The following is an 18031-nucleotide window of genomic DNA, read 5'->3' on the forward strand; positions in this document are numbered from 1 at the left end:
CATGAAGATCGGCGGTCAGCACTACCGTACCATCTGGCTCGACGAGGACGGCTGGGGTGTCCGCGTCATCGACCAGACGCGGCTGCCTTTCCATTTCGAAACCGTCAGGCTCTCGACCGCCGAGGAGGCGGCGCATGCGATCCGCCACATGACGGTGCGCGGCGCGCCCCTGATCGGTGCGACCGCGGCTTATGGCGTCGCGCTGGCGCTGCGGGTCGATGCCTCAAACGCCGCTCTGGAGCAGGCGCTTACGCTGCTCGGCGCGACGCGGCCGACAGCGGTCAATCTGCACTGGGCGCTGGCGAGGATGCGCAGGCGGCTGACTGGCCTGCCGGAAGCCGAGCGGGCCGTGGCGGCCTATGCCGAGGCGGCGGCGATCTGTGATGAGGACGTCGCGCTCTGCCGTGCCATCGGCGAGCACGGGCGCAGGCTGATCCGCGAGATCGCCGCACGCAAGCCGGCGGGCGAGCCGGTCAACATCCTGACCCATTGCAATGCCGGCTGGCTCGCCACCGTGGACTGGGGCACGGCGCTGGCGCCGATCTACCTGGCGCATGATGCTGGCATTCCCGTCCATGTCTGGGTCGACGAGACGCGGCCACGCAACCAGGGCGCGGCCTTGACGGCCTATGAGCTCGGTGGCCATGGCGTGCCGCATGCCGTGATCGTCGACAATGCCGGCGGCCATCTGATGCAGCACGGCCTTGTCGACATGGTGATCGTCGGCACGGACCGGACGACCGCGACCGGCGACGTCGCCAACAAGATCGGCACCTATCTCAAGGCGCTGGCGGCCAGGGATAATGGCGTGCCGTTCTACGTGGCGCTGCCATCACCGACGATCGACTGGACGCTGCAGGACGGGCTGAAGGAGATCCCGATCGAGGAGCGTAGCCAGCGCGAGGTCACGCATCTGTTCGGCCAGAGCGAGGATGGCCGCACCGGCTTCTTCCAGGTCGCTGCGCCCGGCAGCCTGGCGTGCAATCCGGCCTTCGACGTCACCCCGGCGCGGCTGGTCACTGGCCTGATCACCGAGCGCGGCATCGCGCCGGCGAACGCCGAGGGACTGGCGAGGCTGTTTCCTGAGATGACGAGTGGTGAGGCGGCATGAGCGAACTGAAACTGCGTGAGGAGATCGTTGCGGTCGCGCAGGCGATCGACAAGGCGGGCTTCTGCCCGTCGAAATCCGGCAATGTCTCGGCTCGCTTCGGTAACGGGCTGCTGATCACGCCGTCGGGGCTGCCCTATGCGCAGACGAAGGCAGAGGATCTGATCCATCTGTCGCTCGATGGCGCGGTGCTCTCGGGCAAGCGCAAGCCATCGTCGGAATGGCCGTTCCATATCGAGATCTACAGGGCGCGGCCGGATGCGCAGGCGATCGTCCACACGCATTCGCCACGCGCCACGGCGCTCTCCAGTGCGCGCCGCGGCATCCCGGCCTTCCACTACATGATCGCGCTCTGCGGCGGCGCCGATGTGCGCTGCGCCGACTACGCCACCTTCGGCTCGCCGGAACTGGCGGCGAACGCGGTTCGGGCGCTGGAGGGCCGCAAGGCGGTGCTGCTCGCCAATCACGGCGTGATCGCGCTCGGCGCGAGCCTGGCCGGGGCGCATACCATCGTCGCCGAAGTCGAGAACCTGGCCGGGCAGTATCTCGACCTGCTGGCATCCAGGCTCGAGCCGGTCATTCTCGACGCTGCCGAGATGGAGCGCGTCTCGGCCAAGTTCGCAGGTTACGGAAAGGTCGGCTGATCTTACGAGCCGATCTCACCGGTTGTTAACGGCTCTCGTTTATTGAGGGCCGGATGAAGCTCTCGCGCTATCTGCTCGACTCGCTTGACGCCCTCGGTATCGGCGTTTGCGAGTACGATGAGCAGATGAGGGCCCTGTGCTGGAACCAGACCTTCCTGCAGATCTTTCCCGAGGATGAGGGCGAGATCTACGTCGGCGAGCCCTATGCCGACAATCTGGAGCGCTTTTATAGGCTCCGCCTCTCGCCCGAGGAGATGCCGGACATCGCAAGGCACGTCGCCGAAGGCGTGACGCGCCACGAGAACCAGACGCAGCCCTTCGAATTCATCCATAATGGCCGCAAGCTGCGTGCGTCCTCCTTGCGTGCGCCAGATGGCGGGCGCGTGCGGCTGTGGCAGCCGCTCGACGTCGAGAGCCATGCCGAGGCGGCGCCTGAGCTGGTGCTGCCAGTCATGGATGCGCTGCGCTTCATTCCCGACGGCGCCACGATCCTCGACGCGAAGGAGCGCGTGATCGCGGCGAACGACGCCTTCCGGCGGCTGTATGACCTGCCGCGCGGCACACCGGTGGTCGGTCGCACGCTGGACGAGATCATCGCCTGGTGCTGGCGCGGCGCTTCGCCCACAGGGGCCTGGCGGGCGGCGATCAGCAACGGCCTGCGCTATGACGGCGTGCCTTTCGAGATCGAACTGCCCGGCCAGCGCTGGCTCAGGCTGATCGCGCGGCACAGCACGGCCGGTGTCAGCTTCTTCACCCATGCTGACATCACCGTCGCCAAGCGCCAGCAGATGGAGCTGCTGGAGGCTCAGGAGGCCTTGCGCCGTGCCAATGCGGCGCTGGCGGAGCTCGCCGAGACGGACGGGCTGACCGGCCTCGCCAATCATCGCCGCTTCGTGGCGCGCTTCGCCGATGCCGCCGCCCGGCAAGAACCGCTCTCGCTGATGATGATCGACGCCGACCACTTCAAGACGATCAACGATCGTTTCGGCCATCTGGTCGGGGATGCCTGTCTCAAGGCCATCGCCGAGGTCATCTCGGCCCAGGTTCCGTCGCCATCGGCGCTGGTGGCCCGGATCGGCGGCGAGGAATTCGGCGTCCTGCTCGGGAACACCGCTATCGAGGCGGCTCAGGACGTTGCGATGGCCGTCCGCCGCGCCTTGCGGCGCGTGCCGTGGCGCCTGCTTCATGACGAGCTGACAGGCGTGACCGTCTCGATCGGCCTGTGCGCGGGAGAGGGGCCGCTGGACGGCAAGAGCCTCCAGGCTCGTGCGGACGAGGCGCTCTACGCCGCCAAGCGCAATGGCCGCGACCGCATCGAGCTGGCGGTCCCCCCAGCGGCACCGCGACGGGCCGCCAGCTGATCAGCGTTTGCGCTCGATGAAGACGCAGCCGTCGAAGCTGAAGACGGTCTCGCCGTTCTGGTTGACGCCGGTGTTGTGGTGGAAGAACAGGCCCCATTCCGGACGCGAGAGGCTGGGACGCTTGTCGGCGACGGTCGAGTGATAAGTGATGCGGTCGCCGGCATAGACCGGCTTCAGCCAACGCAGGTCCTTGAAACCGGGCGAGGGGCCGAGGCGCGGGGCGGCAGCCGGCGCGAGCGTCGCCTCCTGCCGGCGGCGGTGGCTGACCATCGCCGCCATCCAGCCGGCCGCCGTATGCCAGCCTGAGGCGCAGAGGCTGCCGAAGGAGCTCCTCTTCGCCGCGTCCTCGTCCATGTGGAAGGGTTGCGGGTCGAAGGAGCGGGCGAAGGCGACGATCTCCTCCGGCGTGAAGACGAGGCTGCCGAGCTCGTAGCTCTCGCCGACGACGAGCTCGTCGAAGAAGCCGGGAGGGGCCGTCGGCCCGGCGGGCGGCTCGACGCTGACGGTCGCCTGCGGTGGCTCGTAGCTGGCGGAGTGCTTCAGCCAGTCGCCCCGTGCCGCCTCGAAGCCGGAGCCGCGGCGGCCGAACATGATCCAGTTGTTCTGCTCGACCACCGGCTCGCCGCGCTGGTTGATGAGCTCGAGGCGGAACTTCACCAGTCCCATCTGCGGGCGCGAACGCGATTCCTTGGTCTCGACAACGGTCCAGCGCAGCGTCAGCACATCGCCGGGCTTGACTGGCCGCAACCATTTGACCTCCTCGATGCCGGGCGAGCCCATCGAGGTCGCGTCGAGGAGAAAGCCCTCGGCCACAAGCCGCATCAGCAGGGCGCAGCTGTGCCAGCCCGAGCCGATCAGCGAGCCGACGAAGCTCGTCTTCGCCTTGTCGGGGTCGATGTGGAAGTCCTGCGCGTCGAAACGCCCGGCGAAGGCGAGAATGTCGTCCTGCGAGACGGGGAGCGCGCCGTATTCGTTCACGGCGCCGGCGACGAAGTCCTCGAAGTAGAGCATCGGTAGCCCATCTCACTGATCAGGCCCGCATTCTGCTCGCGCGGCCACGCGTGATCGAGCCGAAAACGCGCAAACTCCGAATGCTCACCAGACATGGCGCCGGAGCGGGTTGCGCTCCGGCGGCGCAGACTCAGTTGGCGAAGCGGAAGTGCAGCACGTCGCCGTCGGCGACGACATATTCCTTGCCTTCGAGCCGGAACTTGCCGGCCTCGCGCGCGCCAGCCTCGCCTTTATTGGCGATGTAATCCGGGTAGGCGATCGTCTCGGCGCGGATATAGCCCTTCTCGAAATCGGTGTGGATGACGCCGGCGGCGGCCGGGCCCTTGGTGCCGTTCTCGATCGTCCAGGCGCGGGCCTCCTTCGGCCCGACGGTGAAATAGGTAACGAGGTTGAGCAACGCGTAGCCGGCGCGGATCACCCGGTTGAGGCCGGGTTCCTCGAGGCCGACGGCTTCCAGATAGTCCTTCTGATCGGCGGCCGGCAGCACCGCGATCTCGCTCTCGATCTTGGCGGAGACGACGACGGCGACCGCGCCTTCCTCGGCGGCGCGGGCCTTCACCTCTTCGGAAAAGGCATTGCCCTTGTCGGCGCTGGCTTCCTCGACATTGCAGACATAGAGCACGGGCTTGGAGGAGAGCAGGCCGAGCATCTCGAAGGCGCGGCGTTCCTCGGCCGCAACCTGGACCAGACGGGCCGGCTTGCCCTCGCGCAGCAGCACGAGGCAGCGGTTCATCAGGTCGGCGGCTTCCTTGGCCTCCTTGTCGCCGGACTTGGCCTTCTTCTCCAGCGGCAGGACGCGCTTCTCGAGGCTTTCGAGGTCGGCGAGCATCAGCTCGGTCTCGATGATCTCGATATCGTTGATCGGCGAGACCTTGCCCTCGACATGGGTGATGTCGCCATCCTCGAAGCAGCGCACGACATGGGCGATGGCGTCGCATTCGCGGATATTGGCGAGGAACTGGTTGCCGAGGCCTTCGCCCTTGGAGGCGCCGCGGACGAGGCCGGCGATGTCGACGAAGGTCAGCCGGGTCGGGATGATCTCCTTCGAGCCGGCGATCGCAGCAAGCTGCTCAAGCCGCTCGTCCGGTACGGCGACGTCGCCGACATTCGGCTCGATCGTGCAGAACGGGTAATTGGCCGCCTGCGCTGCCGCCGTCTGCGTCAGCGCGTTGAAGAGGGTCGACTTGCCGACATTCGGCAGGCCGACGATACCGCATTTGAAGCCCATGCTGGCTGGTCCGTTGCGTTGCGACCGCTCAGGGGCGGTGATGAGATGATGATGCGAATGCTCCGGGCCTTATTGGCGTCCGGGCGTCAAAAGACAAGATGGCGATGGGAGAGGGGGCACCTGCGGCGACCAGGGTGGCCACCCAGCCCGGTCGTGCGACGAGGCTGCCGCAATCCCCTTCCGTAGAGTTCGACAGAGCTCATCTTCGTCGCGGGGGCGTCGAAAAAAGGACGGAAGCCTCCCGATTTGAACAGTGGTTCACAAATCGTAAATATTTGCTGCTCGTCATTTAGGCAAAGCAACGCTAGGTTGCAAACTCCGGCTTTCCGTGGAGTTCCTGGCACATCATGGTTGTACTCGGTCGTTTCGACGTGGTCCGTGCCCGAGTAGCGGTCATGTCCACGGTGAGCCTGCTTGCGCTCGCCGCTACGCCCGTTCTCGCGCAGACATGGCAAGGCGCCACGCCCGACTGGCATACGCCAGGCAACTGGTCGACCGGAACCCTTCCTACCGGCGCCACCGCCGTCACGATCGGAGCCGGCTCGCCGATCGCGCCGCTCATCACTGCGCCCGGCGCTACCACGAAAACGCTCCACATCGGCGCCACCGGGGCGGGCCAGTCACTGACGGTGGGGGCGGTAGGCGTGCTCACCACGACCGACTACGCGACCATCGGCAATCTCGCCGGCGAGATCGGGTCGGCGCGCGTCGAGAGCGGTGGCAAATGGAACGGTACCCATCTCGATGTCGGTTTCAAAGGCAGCGGTAGCTTCAACGTCTCGAACGGCGGGAGTGCGAATTTCAGCCAGTTCGTCCGGACTGGCATCTTTGCCACCGGGGTGGGTGGCATCACCGTCACGGGGGCGGGGACGTCCTGGAACAACGGTAATGGCCATGTCGTTGGCGATAGTGGCCGGGGCACCTATCAGATCCTGGCCGGCGCCAAGGCTTCCGATCGCGCAGTAACCCTTGGCTACAACGCGGGGGCGGTCGGCAACGCCACCGTCGACGCCTCGAAATGGGACATCTGGGGCGCGCTGATGATCGGCCAAGGAGGCCGTGGCGATGCTGTCGTTAAAGGCGGCAGTACAGTGACTACAAGCAACAATGTCTATCTGGGCTGGCTGGCCGGAGGAAAGGGATCGCTCACCCTTGACGGAGCCGGCACGACGCTGACGGCCAGCGGCTTCACCGGCATCGGATGGAGCGGCGAGGGCCATGTGCTCATTAGCAATGGTGCGACATATCGCACGGGCGTAGGGGCTATCGGCTATAATGCGGCCGGCTCGCGCGGCGATCTGCGCGTGACCGGTGCCAACTCGCAATGGCTCGGCACGGGCTTCCTGATCGTTGGCAGCGTTGGAGTTGCCGAGCTGACGGTCGATAGCGGTGGTGCCGTGCGCATCGATAACGGAGCGGGGCTGCTGGCCATCGCGAACCGGGCCGGCTCGACCGGCACCGTCAATATCGGCGCCGCATCGGGTGCCCAAGCCCTCGCCGCTGGCTTCCTGGACGTGTCCGAGATCCGTCTCGGTCCGGGAACGGCGCGGCTGGTCTTCAACCACACCGATACGAACTACGTCGTTTCCGCCCGCATCACCGGCAAAGGCACAATCGTGCACGAGAGCGGCACGACGGTCCTGAAGGCGGCGAACAGCTTCACCGGCGCGATGCAGGTGACCGGCGGCCTGCTCGTCGCCGAGGGATCATTGGCCTCGTTCTCCAATGTGACGATCGGAGAGGGAGGTACCATCGGCGGCACGGGGCAACTGCCGTCGACGACCGTGCTGGGCACGATCTCCCCCGGCAATTCGCCGGGCACGCTGACGGTCAACGGCAACCTGACGATGGGCGCGAACTCGACCTATGTCGCCGAAATCCAGGGAGCGGTTGCCGACCGGATCAACGTCACGGGAACGGCCGCCCTGGCGGGGACGCTGAGACTGGCCTTCCTGCCGGGCGCCTACAGCTTCGGCACGCCCTACACGCTGCTCTCGGCCCAGGGCGGCCTCGGGGGAACCCGCTTCGGCACGGTCGATTCCACCGCTGGCTTTGGGGCCGGCATCGGCGCCAACGTGGCCTATACCGCCAACGACCTACTGGTCACGCTGTCTGCCAAGCCGCTGGCCGGTCTCGTCACCGGCCCCGCCAACGCTCATGCCGTCGCCGCCGGGCTCGACCGGGCGGTCGCGGGCGGGGCGGACCCGTCGGCCTTGTTCGGGATCTACAACCTGCCGGCGGCTGCGATGCCGGCTGCGATGAACCAGCTCTCCGGCGAAGTCCACACCGCGGTTCCGGCAATGGCCTTCTCGGCCGCCGACCAGTTCCTGCGGGCGATGCTGGACCCATTCGCGGCGGGACGTGAGACGATGGCATCGGGGGCTGCGGCATTCTCCGATCTCGCGACGCGTAAGGGCGCCCCCGCGCAGGATCCCGCTCAGCCCCTTGCGCCGGCCTATACGGTCTGGGGCGCGGCCTTCGGGTCATCCGGGCGTAGCAATGGCTCAGCCTGGGTCGGTTCGGCGCGCCGCGATCTCGACGATGCGCATCTGGCGGTCGGCGCCGATCTGCGGATCGCGCCCGGTACGATGCTGGGCTTCGCGCTCTCGGGCGGCAGTGCGAATGCGTCGTTGGCGGGCGGGCTCGGCAAGGCCAATGCCGATATCTTCCAGGCCGGTCTCTACGGCACGACACGGCTCGGCCCGCTCAACCTCGCGGCCGCCGTCGGTTATGGGGTGCTGGATACGGAGGTGAAGCGCAGCGTGGCGCTGCTCGGCAGCTCGTTGTCCTCGTCCTACACCACCACCGCCTGGAGCGGCCGGCTGCAGGCGAGCATGGCGCTTGCCGACTGGGGTGGGTTCACAGTGTCGCCGCTGGCGGCGCTGCAGGCGGTGCAGGCGCGCAGCCCGGCGCGCGCCGAGACGAACTGGGCTGGCGCCAACGCGGGAGCGCTCGTCGTCGGCAAGCGCAGCGACGTGACCTCGCGCAGCGAGCTCGGCGTCCAGCTCGACTACGCCAGCGCGCTGGGTGGTCGAGCCCTCGCAGGTTATCTGCGCGCGGCCTGGGCGCACTATTATCAGCGCGAGGCCAGCCTGAGCGCCTCGCTGACCGGATTGGCGGGTTCCGGCTTCGTGATCGACGGTGCACGGGCGCCGCGCAACAGCGCGTTGCTGGCGGCGGGGCTCGATCTCAGGCTCAGCCAGTCGGTGGTGATCGGTGCTCATCTCGACGGCGAGCTCTCGGAGAGCGCCCGGCGCATCGGCGGGCAGGCACGGCTGAAGGTCAGCTTCTGAGACGGCTGCGCGCGGCATTGCGGAAGAGGTGTCTTTGGGGGGCGAGCACGGATCACGCGAACGTGCATGGCGGCAGGTTTGGCCAGCGCGCACGAGTGGAGCGCGACTTGAAAGACCGGCTTACCGGAGTTGCTCCATGCGCCTGCCCTCGCTCGCCCTGATCGGCCTCGTCACGGTCCTCGCCACTGGCGCACAGGCGCAAACGCCGCAGACCCGCATACGCGGTACGGTCGAGCGTCTCGACGGCCAATCGCTGACAGTGAAAACGCAAGAAGGCACGGCGACGGTCGCTCTCGCGCCGAATTATTCGGTCGGCGCCGTGATCAAGGCCTCGATGGCCGATATCAAGAAGGGCAGCTTCATCGGCGTCGGCGCCCGTCCGCGTGCCGAGGGCGGGTTGACGGCCGTGCAGGTCTTCATCTTTCCCGAGGCGATGCGCGGCACGGGCGAGGGGCACAGGCCCTGGGCCGTGCTGCCGGATTCGACGATGACCAACGCCACGGTGGCCGAGACGGTCTCGCGCGTCGAGAGTAGCAGCGTCACGCTGACCTATCCGGGCGGCGAGCAGACAATCGCGATCACGCCCGAGGCCAACATCGTCATGGCCGCGCCGGCACAGGCGGCCGATCTCATCGCCGGGGCGCAGGTGGCGCTGACCGCGAGCCGGCAGGCCGATGGCAGCCTGTCGAGCGGCCGGGTGACGATCGCCAGGGCTGGTGCCCAGCTGCCGCTGTGAAAGTCGAGCTCTAATCCGTCGCCTTCTCGCCCAGGCGCTTCACGGCGCCGTGGCCGCGTGCCTCCATGAAGAGATGGACCTTGTTCTGGAAGCCGGCATCGTCATGGGCGGCGAGGAGGGCGGCATTGTCGGCGCAGGCGGTACAGAGGTCCTCGACCCAGGGCTCCTCGGGCTTGCCGAAATCGTTGAGCACATAGGCGTGGACCAGCGCCTTGTCGCCGGGATGGCCGATGCCCATCCGCACCCGGCGATAATCGTTGCCGATCGCGGCGGTGGTCGAGCGCAGGCCGTTATGGCCGGCATTGCCGCCGCCGAGCTTCATCCGCAGCTTGGCTGGGGGCAGGTCGAGCTCGTCATGGAAGACCACGACGTCGGCCGGGGCGACCTTGAAGAAGCGCGCGGCTTCGCCGATGGCGCGGCCGGACTCGTTCATATAGGTCTGCGGCATCAGCAGCAGCACCTTCTCGCCGCCGATCGTCGCCTCGCAGGCATAGCCCTGGAAACGGCTGCGCCAGGGCGCGGCGCGACAGGCGCGGGCGATCGCCGCGACCGCCATGAAGCCGATATTGTGGCGGTTGCGGGCGTAGCGTTGGCCGGGATTGCCGAGGCCTGCGAAGATCAGCATCGTTCGGTTCCGCACCCGTTGTCATAGCAAAACGGCCGGGCATGCCCGGCCGTCCGCAAGCATAGTCCCGGAGGAGCGCCAGGCTCAGGCCTTGGGCGCTTCGCCTTCGGCCTCTGCGGCCGGGGCGTCCGCCTCGACGGTCGGCGGAATGATCGTGACCAGGGTCCGATCCTTCGTCGAGGTCAGGGTGACGCCGGCCGGCAGCTTGAGCGCATCGCTGTGCAGCGTGTCACCGACTTCGAGACCGGCGACCGAAACCTCGATGAACTCGGGGATGTTCTCGGGAGCGACTTCGATCTCGAGCGAGTGCTCGACGATCTGCAGGGCGCCGCCGCTCTTCAGGCCGGGCGACTGCTCCTGGCCGACGACGTGCACGGGAACCTCGACCTTGATGGTCTGGCCGGCAGCGACGCGCAGGAAGTCGACGTGGATCGGGAAATCCTTGACCGGGTCGAGCTGGTAGTCGCGCGGGATGACGCGCGTCTTCTTGCCGTCGACGTCGATCTCGAACAGCGTGGTCAGGAAGTGACCAGCATAGATCATCTGGCGGGTCTTGTTGGCATCGAGCGCGATGGCCACAGGCGTTTCGCCCGCGCCATAGATCACGGCGGGAGTGAGGCCCTGGCGACGAACTTCCCGGGCGGCCCCCTTGCCGACCTGGGCGCGCGCCGAAGCCTGAATCTGCTTCACGGCGGTCATGTGTTTGATCCTTAGTTCTTTAAAAGACATGGCCGCCAGCGGGCGGCCATTGCGGTTCGCGCCCCTGCCTCCAAGGGTGTCAGTGGGACGCAGGCAGGCTCATAGGCGAAACCGGGGATAATCTCAAGTCCAGAGCCGGATTTCAGGCGGCGGTGGCGGCCGGACGCGACAGGGACCCCGAGGGCGCCCGGCTGAAACTGCCGACGAAGGCGGGGACCGCCTCTGCCGGCATCGGCCGCGAATAGTGATAGCCTTGGCCGAGGCGGCAGCCCATCCCGGCCAGGCGCCGGGCCTGGCCCTCGTTCTCGATGCCCTCGGCCACGATCCGGATGCCGAGCCGGCTGGCGATGCCGATCAGCGCCTCGACGATCGCACCGTTCCTGGTTCCGCCCTCGATGCCGGCGACGAAGGACCTGTCGATCTTGATCGTGTCGACCGGGAAATCGAGCAGATGGGTGAGCGAGGCGAAGCCGGTGCCGAAATCGTCGAGCGCGACCAGGATGCCGCGCTCGCGCAACCCCTGCATGGTGCGGGCGACGCCGTCGCGACGCCCGCCCATGATCACCTGCTCGGTGATCTCGACGACGAGACGGTCGAGCGGCACCTGCACCCGCTCGAACGCCCTGACGATGCGCTGGACGAGGTCGCCCTTCTGGAAGTCGGCCGAGGTGACGTTGAGGCCGACAAAGGGGATCGGCAGGCCATCCCGCCGCCATTGCGCCATGTCGGCCGCGATCGCTGGCAGCATCAGGTTCGAGATGCGGTAGGCCAGCTTGGGGTCGAGCAAGGCATCCTGGAACTCACCGGCGGCGACGACGCGTCCGTCGTCGAGGCGCAAGCGCGCCAGCGCCTCCATGCCCCTGATCTCGCCGCTGTCGAGCCGGACGATCGGCTGGTAATAGGGAATGAGGCGCCCGGCGCCGAGGGCGTCGCCGACGCTGCGGATCGTCTGGATGCGGCGGATCATCGAGGTCCGCAGGCCGCCCTTGAAGCGGACATAGCCGCCGCGCCGCGTCTCCTTGGCATGGTAGAGCGCGAAATCGGCGTTCTGGCGCAGAGTGACGCTGTCGGCGCCGTCCTCTCCGGCGATGGCCCCGCCGATGGTGACGCTGGGGACGATGGTCGTGCCCTCGCAGTCGATCGGCGTCTGCATTGCGGCAAGGATGGCGCTGGCGACGCCACGCAACTCTCCGGCCTTGTCGTAGCCGGGCAAAAGGACAGCGAATTCGTCGCCGCCGATCCTGTACGCCGTTCCGTTCGGCGCGACCGCCGCGAGCCGCGAGCCGACGGCTTCGATCAACCGGTCGCCGACCGGGTGGCCCATGGTGTCGTTGACCGCCTTGAGGTGATCGATGTCGATCAGCAGCAGCCCGAAGCCGATCCTGGTCCGGCTCGTCGCTTGGCCGATCGCCTCGTTGAAGCGGGCCCGGTTCGGCAGGCCGGTCAGCGTGTCGAAATAGGCGAGGCGGTGATTGCGGGCATTGACCTCGTCATGCTCGATCGCGATGGCGCACAGATGCACGCAGGTCTCGACGATCCGGCGCTCGAAGGGCGTCGCGCCGCGCGGTTCGGGATAATAGAAGGCGAAGCTGCCGACGATGCGGCCGTCGCGTGCCGCGATCGGGCTCGACCAGCAGGCGCGCAGGCCCAGCGGCAGCACGAGTTCGCGATAGCCCTCCCAGAGCGGGTCGCTGGCGATGTCGGTCACCTCGACCGGGCCCTTGCGATAGATTGCCGTGCCGCAGGAGCCGACGCGCGGCCCGATCGGCGTGCCGTCGACCGCCTCGCCATAGGCGCGCGGCAAGCTCGGCGCCGCGAGCGGCCGCAGCCTGAACTCGCCGTCGACCGTGACGACCGAGCAGACCACTTCTGGCGCCAGCGCCTCGACCCGCTCGCAGAGCGCCGTCATGATCGCCGCCAGTTCCTCGCCGCGCGCGATCGATTCCAGGGTGGCGTTTTGCAGGGATTGCAGACGCTCGGCGGAATCGTGACGGCGCATCGGGGCTCTCGACGAGGCGGGAGGCACCACTATGCCGCAGCGGCATGAAACCGCGGTTTCCCGCTTAAGTCGAATTGTTGCTTTTTGCGCCCCTCAGGCGGGAGAGAGCCCGATCCGCTCGTCGCGCCGGCGCAGAAGATGCATCAGCGGCAACGCCAGCAGCACCATCCAGGCCTTGCCGATGATCTGCCCGGTGAGGAAGTCCAAGCTGCCGAAGGCGAGCCAGAGGAAGACGAGGCTGTCGACGACGAGGCCGAAGACGCTCGAGGCGGCGACGGCGGCGACGAAGTTGCGGCGCTGCAGCGGGGTGTAGACCGCGAAATCGGCGAGTTCGGAGAGCAGGAAGGCCGTGGTCGAGGCCAGGACGATGGCCGGTGGTGCGAGCGTGCCGGAAATCAGTGTACCGATCGCGATCGCGCCGAGGCCCGCGAGCGGACCCAGGCGCCGCTGGACGATGTCGCGCAGGACGAGCGCGAGCCCGACCATCAGCACGCCGCTCGGCGCCTTGATGCCGGGCGCGACGGGCACCAGGCAGGGGCCATCGGGCACGCAGACGGTGCCGGCATTCCCGATCAGCCAGTTGGCGAGCGGGATGGTCAGGGTGAAGAGGGCGAGGGCGATATAGCCCTCGATCTGGCGCTGCCGATCAATCGTCATGCTTTGGTCCGCTGTCGTCCGGCGCGGCCTCATAGGCCGCAAAGCCCCTGGCCCGCAAGTCACAGGCCGGGCAATGGCCGCAGCCATAGCCCCAAGGATGCCGCTTGGTTCGGTCGCCGAGATAGCAGCTATGGCTCTCCTCGACCACCAGATCGAGCAGGGCTTCGCCGCCCAATTCCTTTGCCAGGGCGAAGGTCTGCGCCTTGTCGCGCCACATCAGCGGCGTGTGCAGCACGAGCCGACGATCGAGGCCGAGGCCGAGCGCGACCTGCATCGCCTTGATCGTGTCGTCGCGGCAGTCGGGATAGCCGGAATAATCGGTCTCGCAGACCCCGAGCACGATGTGCTTGCAATCGCGGCGATAGGCCAGAGCCGCGGCGAAGGTCAGGAAGATCAGGTTGCGGCCGGGAACGAAGGTGGTCGGCAGGCCCGCATCAGTGAAGGCGATCTCGCTCTCGCTGGTCAGCGCCGTGTCCGAGATCGCTCCCAGCGTCTTCAGGTCGAGCAGGTGGTCAGGCCCGAGCCGGTCGGCGTAGATGGGTGACAGGCCCGGCAACTCGGCCCGAATCGTCTCGCGGCAGGCGAGCTCGACGCGGTGACGCTGGCCGTAATCGAAGCCGACGGTCTCGACCGTGGCGAAGCGCTCCAGCGCCCAGGCCAGGGCGACGGTGGAATCCTGGCCGCCGGAGAAGAGGACGAGCGCCCGGTCCGCGCCGGCCGTTGTGGCCGCCATCGCGCTGCTCCCGTCAGTCGAACAGGCTGGAGACGCTCGACTCGCTGGCGGTGCGCTCGATCGCCTCGCCCATCAGCCCGGCGACGGAGATGACGCGGATGTTGCGCGCGACCTTCACCGCCTCGGTCGGCATGATCGAATCGGTGATCACCAGCTCCTTGAGTTTGGAGGAAGCGATGCGGGCAACCGCGCCGCCGGAGAGCACGCCATGGGTGATGTAGGCGTAGACCTCCTTGGCCCCCTGGGCGAGCAGGGCCTCGGCGGCGTTCACCAGCGTGCCGCCGGAGTCGACGATGTCGTCGAGCAGGATGCAGGAGCGGCCCTCGACCGTGCCGATGATGTTCATCACCTCCGACTCGCCCGGCCGGTCACGGCGCTTGTCGACGATGGCGAGCGGGGCATCGATGCGCTTGGCGAGCGCGCGGGCCCGGACGACGCCGCCGACGTCGGGCGAGACGACCATGGCGTTCTTCCATTCGAGCCGGTCCTTGATGTCGCGTGCCATCAGCGGGGCGCCGAACAGGTTGTCGGTCGGGATGTCGAAGAAGCCCTGGATCTGGCCGGCGTGCAGATCGAGCGTCAGCACGCGGTCGACGCCGGCATGAGTGATCAGGTTGGAGACCAGCTTGGCCGAGATCGGGGTGCGGCCCGACGCGCGCCGGTCCTGCCGGGCATAGCCGAAATAGGGGATCACCGCCGTGATGCGCCTGGCCGAGGAGCGGCGCAGCGCATCGGTGATGATCAGCAGTTCCATCAGGTGGTCATTGGTCGGGAACGAGGTCGACTGGATGATGAAGACATCCTGGCCGCGCACATTCTCCTGGATCTCGACGAAGATCTCCATGTCGGCGAAGCGCCGGACCTGGGCCCGGGCAAGCGGCACATCGAGATGGCCGCAGATGGCTTCGGCGAGCGGGCGATTGGAATTGCCGGCGACGACTTTGAAGGAGGAGGCCATGCCGGGTGCACCCGAAACGCAGATAAAGGCGAGCCGCGAGCGGGGGCAGCTCAGTTTCGAAGGGCTCATAACAGCGTGATGACGCCGAGTCGACCAAGGAGGCGCGGCATCCCCATGCAAATGCTGCACTGCACCGAGCGGTGGTGCACGTTTCGCGGGATATCGTGAATCGACTCGACCCGAAGGCGCTCCGGGCCGAGTGCGCGTCCCTTAGCGCTTCTTCTCGGTGTCCGCCTGCGCGGTGCGGGTCTTGCCCTTGGCGTCGGGCTTCGGCTCGGGCACGGGCGCGGTCGTCAGGAAGCTCGCGATCGCATCGGCCGATTCGGACGCGGCCTTGGCGACGATGGTCTGGTCGATGCCGGCCCATGGGTCTGAGCTGCCACCGCGCCGGCCGAGGCTCTCGCCCTGGACGCGCTGCGCCCGCTTCTTGCTCTCGTCATAGACGTCCCAGACGAAGGCGAGGGCGGTCTGGCCATCCTCGGTCGGCTGCGCGGTGAGATAGCCGCGGACCCGGAAACGGGCCGGCTTGTCACCGGGGACAATCTCCATCTTGCGCTCGGCTGCGGCTTCGCCGAGCAGGCCGGCGAAGTGCGCCGTCACCTGGTCGGGAGCGCCGGAGATGCTCTGGACCGAGACCGGAACGCCCGGCGCGTCGACGCGCGGGCGCGCCGCGGTCGTGGTGGTTTCCTGGCAGCCTGCGAGTGCAAGCGCGGCGAGCGGCCCCAGAACGAAGCCGTAAAAACGAACCGACATGACGCCTCCCGCCCATTGTTTGGGCTCGGATTGCTGGTCTTCCCTGCGGCGACCGTTTTAGGCGCAACGATCCCCAAGGTCCAGATGGGTCAGGTAAGGGGGCAGGTGAGGCGGTTGCACTGCAGTGATTGCGCTGTGGACGCTCCTTCGCCATATCTCCCGCCAAGGCGCATGGGGCGCCCGCCGGAGAGCTTCGATGGTCAGCACGTCCAACCGTATCCTCGACGACATCGCCCGGCTGGCGACCGACGCCGCCGGTGCAGCGCAGGGCGTGCGCCGTGAGGTCGAGACCGTGGTCAAGACGCAGATCGAGCGGCTGCTGCGCGATCTCGACGTGGTGACGCGCGAGGAGTTCGAGGCGGTGCGCGAGATGGCGCTGCTGGCGCGCGAGGAGAACGACAAGCTCGCGGCCCGGCTGGCGGCGCTCGAGGCCAAGTCCGAGTCAAAGTAAGTCCGAGAGCGATTAGGCCGCCCGGTGAGCCGGCATCTTCCCGCTGTGGACAGTCCCGCAGAGGGATTGAGGCGAACGTCGAATCCGCAGAGCTTGCATCACGTACCGGGTGCCGAAGGGCTCGATCAGAACCGTGCAGGTTCCGTTAGGGCCCCAGACTCGCCTGAGCTATCGTCGATGAAGAGAGGTGATTCGTCGGTGGGCTCCACTTGAGAGCCGGCCGATGAAGCGAAGATCGCGCCAGTGATCTTCTGGTCGGGTTGTGTGCCTTACGCTTTTCCAGTCGCCGTGTTCCCGTTCTCGAACAGGCCGCGCCTGCCATCAGGGCCTGCGTCGGCTGTTGGACCTTGGGCATGATGGATCTTGATCTGGACACTGAAACCGAACGCCCCTCGAACCCCCTCGATCTTGTCGAACGCCTCGCCTCGCTGAACGATTGGAGCTTCGATCGCGACAGCGACGACGAGCTCTCGGTCTCGGTCACCGGCGGCTGGGCCGATTACCATGTCGCGATCACCTGGCTTGCCGAGGTGGAGTCGGTGCACATCGCCTGCGCCTTCGATCTCAAGGTGCCGGACCGACGGCGCAACGAGGTGATGAACCTCGTCAGCCTGGTCAACGAGCAGCTCTGGCTCGGGCATTTCGACCTGTGGAGCCGCGAGAACGTGGTGATGTACCGCCACGCGCTGCTGCTCTCGGGCGGCGCCGAGCCGACCGAGGAGCAGGCCGCCGGGCTGATCAAGGCGGCGATCGACGCCTGCGAGCGCTACTACCAGGCCTTCCAATTCGTGGTCTGGGCCGGAAAGAACGCCCGCGAGGCGCTCGAAGGCGCGCTGCTGGAGACGGTCGGCGAAGCGTGAAGGCTGGTCCGGCCGGGGCTTGACCCGGGCCGCGCTTGGCGGTTCAGGTCCGTGCGCAACCGTGCATCGACCGGAGAGACGCCATGGCCAGCCCGCTTCCGCAGACCCTCACCCTCGTCGGTGCCGGCAAAATGGGCGGCGCCATGCTCGAGGGCTGGCTCAGCATCGGCGTGAAGGGCGCGGGGATCACCCTGCTCGACCCGCATATCTCCAGCGAGATGCAGGGCCTCGCGGTTGCCGAGGGCATGAGCGTCAACCCGGCTGCTCCGAAGCCCGCCGAGGTGGTCGTGCTGGCGACCAAGCCGCAGATGCTCGACACGGCCGCTCCGTCGGTGCAGGCGCTGATCGGGCCGACGACGCTGCTGATCTCGATCCTCGCCGGCAAGACGCTCGGCGATCTCTCGGCCCGCCTGCCCAATGCCGGTGCGATCATCCGCGCCATGCCCAACCTGCCGGCCTCGGTCCGGCGCGGCGTCACCGCCGCTGCTGCGGGCAAGGGCGTCAGCGAGGCGCAGCGGCAATTGGCGGATGCGCTGCTCGCCGGCGTCGGCAAGGTCGAATGGTTGTCCGACGAGGGGCTGATCGACGCCGTCACCGCCGTCTCGGGCTCTGGGCCAGCCTATGTCTTCAATATGGTCGAGTGCCTCGCCGCGGCGGGAATTGCGGCGGGCTTGCCCGCCGACATCGCCGAGCGATTGGCGCGGGCGACCGTCGAAGGCGCAGGCGAGATGCTGTTCCAGTCGCCGCTGCCGCCGGCGACGCTGCGCCAGAACGTGACCTCGCCGGGCGGCACGACCGCCGCCGCGCTCGAAGTGCTGATGGCGGATAACGGCCTTGCGCCGCTGATGCGACGCGCGGTCGCTGCCGCCAAACGCCGCGCCGAGGAACTTTCGGGCTGAGGCGGCCTTTCAAGCG

Annotated in this window: 17 protein-coding genes; 8 read left to right on the forward strand and 9 right to left on the reverse strand. The window is 67.6% G+C overall.

Annotated elements, in window-relative coordinates:
• Position 1: 1 nt before the first annotated feature.
• Genes mtnA through ASE66_RS16285 form a run of 3 tightly spaced genes read left to right on the forward strand, consistent with a single transcriptional unit; the run spans position 2 to position 3113 of the window.
• Positions 2–1111 (forward strand): S-methyl-5-thioribose-1-phosphate isomerase, encoded by a 1110-nt coding sequence (gene mtnA, locus ASE66_RS16275; RefSeq protein WP_057190739.1) that lies wholly within the window; start codon positions 2–4, stop codon positions 1109–1111.
• Positions 1108–1752: a class II aldolase/adducin family protein gene (locus ASE66_RS16280; RefSeq protein WP_057190740.1), complete on the forward strand. Its 645-nt coding sequence runs from the start codon at positions 1108–1110 to the stop codon at positions 1750–1752. The genes mtnA and ASE66_RS16280 overlap by 4 nt, the downstream gene beginning before the upstream one ends.
• 53 nt (positions 1753–1805) lie before the next feature.
• Positions 1806–3113, forward strand: a complete 1308-nt coding sequence (locus ASE66_RS16285; protein ID WP_057190741.1) for a sensor domain-containing diguanylate cyclase — start codon at positions 1806–1808, stop codon at positions 3111–3113.
• On the opposite strand, the gene ASE66_RS16290 is transcribed toward ASE66_RS16285, so the two are convergent.
• Positions 3114–4124: a MaoC family dehydratase gene (locus tag ASE66_RS16290; protein ID WP_057190742.1), complete on the reverse strand. Its 1011-nt coding sequence runs from the start codon at positions 4122–4124 to the stop codon at positions 3114–3116. It lies immediately after the preceding gene.
• Positions 4125–4254: 130 nt separating this feature from the next.
• On the reverse strand, positions 4255–5352 hold the full coding sequence (ychF, locus tag ASE66_RS16295; protein WP_057190743.1) for a redox-regulated ATPase YchF: 1098 nt from the start codon (positions 5350–5352) through the stop codon (positions 4255–4257).
• A gap of 395 nt (positions 5353–5747) precedes the next feature.
• On the opposite strand from ychF, the gene ASE66_RS16300 reads away from it, so the two are divergent.
• Together ASE66_RS16300 and ASE66_RS16305 are read left to right on the forward strand one after the other, a co-directional pair.
• Positions 5748–8645, forward strand: coding sequence for an autotransporter domain-containing protein (locus tag ASE66_RS16300; RefSeq protein WP_057190744.1), 2898 nt, complete (start codon positions 5748–5750; stop codon positions 8643–8645).
• Positions 8646–8781: 136 nt separating this feature from the next.
• A complete protein-coding gene (locus ASE66_RS16305) occupies positions 8782–9381 on the forward strand; it encodes a hypothetical protein (protein ID WP_057190745.1) in 600 nt (199 codons plus the stop codon).
• A 10-nt stretch (positions 9382–9391) separates the two neighbouring features.
• Here the strand turns inward: ASE66_RS16305 and pth are convergent, their stop codons facing one another.
• The 7 genes from pth to ASE66_RS16340 form a co-directional block, all read right to left on the reverse strand.
• The gene (gene pth, locus ASE66_RS16310; RefSeq protein ID WP_057190746.1) at positions 9392–10006 is read right to left on the reverse strand and encodes an aminoacyl-tRNA hydrolase; all 615 of its coding nucleotides are present in this window, start codon (positions 10004–10006) and stop codon (positions 9392–9394) included.
• Between the two features lie 84 nt (positions 10007–10090).
• The gene (locus tag ASE66_RS16315) at positions 10091–10705 is read right to left on the reverse strand and encodes a 50S ribosomal protein L25/general stress protein Ctc (protein WP_057190747.1); all 615 of its coding nucleotides are present in this window, start codon (positions 10703–10705) and stop codon (positions 10091–10093) included.
• Positions 10706–10847: 142 nt separating this feature from the next.
• Positions 10848–12704: a putative bifunctional diguanylate cyclase/phosphodiesterase gene (locus tag ASE66_RS16320; protein WP_057190748.1), complete on the reverse strand. Its 1857-nt coding sequence runs from the start codon at positions 12702–12704 to the stop codon at positions 10848–10850.
• A 93-nt stretch (positions 12705–12797) separates the two neighbouring features.
• A complete protein-coding gene (locus ASE66_RS16325; RefSeq protein ID WP_057190749.1) occupies positions 12798–13361 on the reverse strand; it encodes a VUT family protein in 564 nt (187 codons plus the stop codon).
• The gene (gene queC, locus ASE66_RS16330; protein WP_057190750.1) at positions 13351–14094 is read right to left on the reverse strand and encodes a 7-cyano-7-deazaguanine synthase QueC; all 744 of its coding nucleotides are present in this window, start codon (positions 14092–14094) and stop codon (positions 13351–13353) included. Before queC ends, ASE66_RS16325 begins: the two co-directional genes overlap by 11 nt.
• Positions 14095–14107: 13 nt before the next feature.
• Positions 14108–15052, reverse strand: coding sequence for a ribose-phosphate pyrophosphokinase (locus ASE66_RS16335; protein WP_057190751.1), 945 nt, complete (start codon positions 15050–15052; stop codon positions 14108–14110).
• 210 nt (positions 15053–15262) lie between these two features.
• Complete coding sequence (locus tag ASE66_RS16340) at positions 15263–15805, reverse strand: hypothetical protein (protein ID WP_057190752.1); 543 nt, start codon at positions 15803–15805, stop codon at positions 15263–15265.
• Positions 15806–16001: 196 nt separating this feature from the next.
• On the opposite strand from ASE66_RS16340, the gene ASE66_RS16345 reads away from it, so the two are divergent.
• From ASE66_RS16345 to proC, 3 genes are all read left to right on the forward strand, one after another.
• A complete protein-coding gene (locus ASE66_RS16345) occupies positions 16002–16256 on the forward strand; it encodes an accessory factor UbiK family protein (RefSeq protein WP_057190753.1) in 255 nt (84 codons plus the stop codon).
• A 353-nt stretch (positions 16257–16609) separates the two neighbouring features.
• Positions 16610–17116 (forward strand): YbjN domain-containing protein, encoded by a 507-nt coding sequence (locus tag ASE66_RS16350; protein WP_057190754.1) that lies wholly within the window; start codon positions 16610–16612, stop codon positions 17114–17116.
• An 83-nt stretch (positions 17117–17199) separates the two neighbouring features.
• Positions 17200–18015, forward strand: coding sequence for a pyrroline-5-carboxylate reductase (gene proC, locus ASE66_RS16355; protein WP_156412191.1), 816 nt, complete (start codon positions 17200–17202; stop codon positions 18013–18015).
• Positions 18016–18031 lie beyond the last annotated feature (16 nt).

Source organism: Allobosea sp. Root483D1 (genome assembly GCF_001429505.1).
Lineage (GTDB): Bacteria > Pseudomonadota > Alphaproteobacteria > Rhizobiales > Beijerinckiaceae > Allobosea.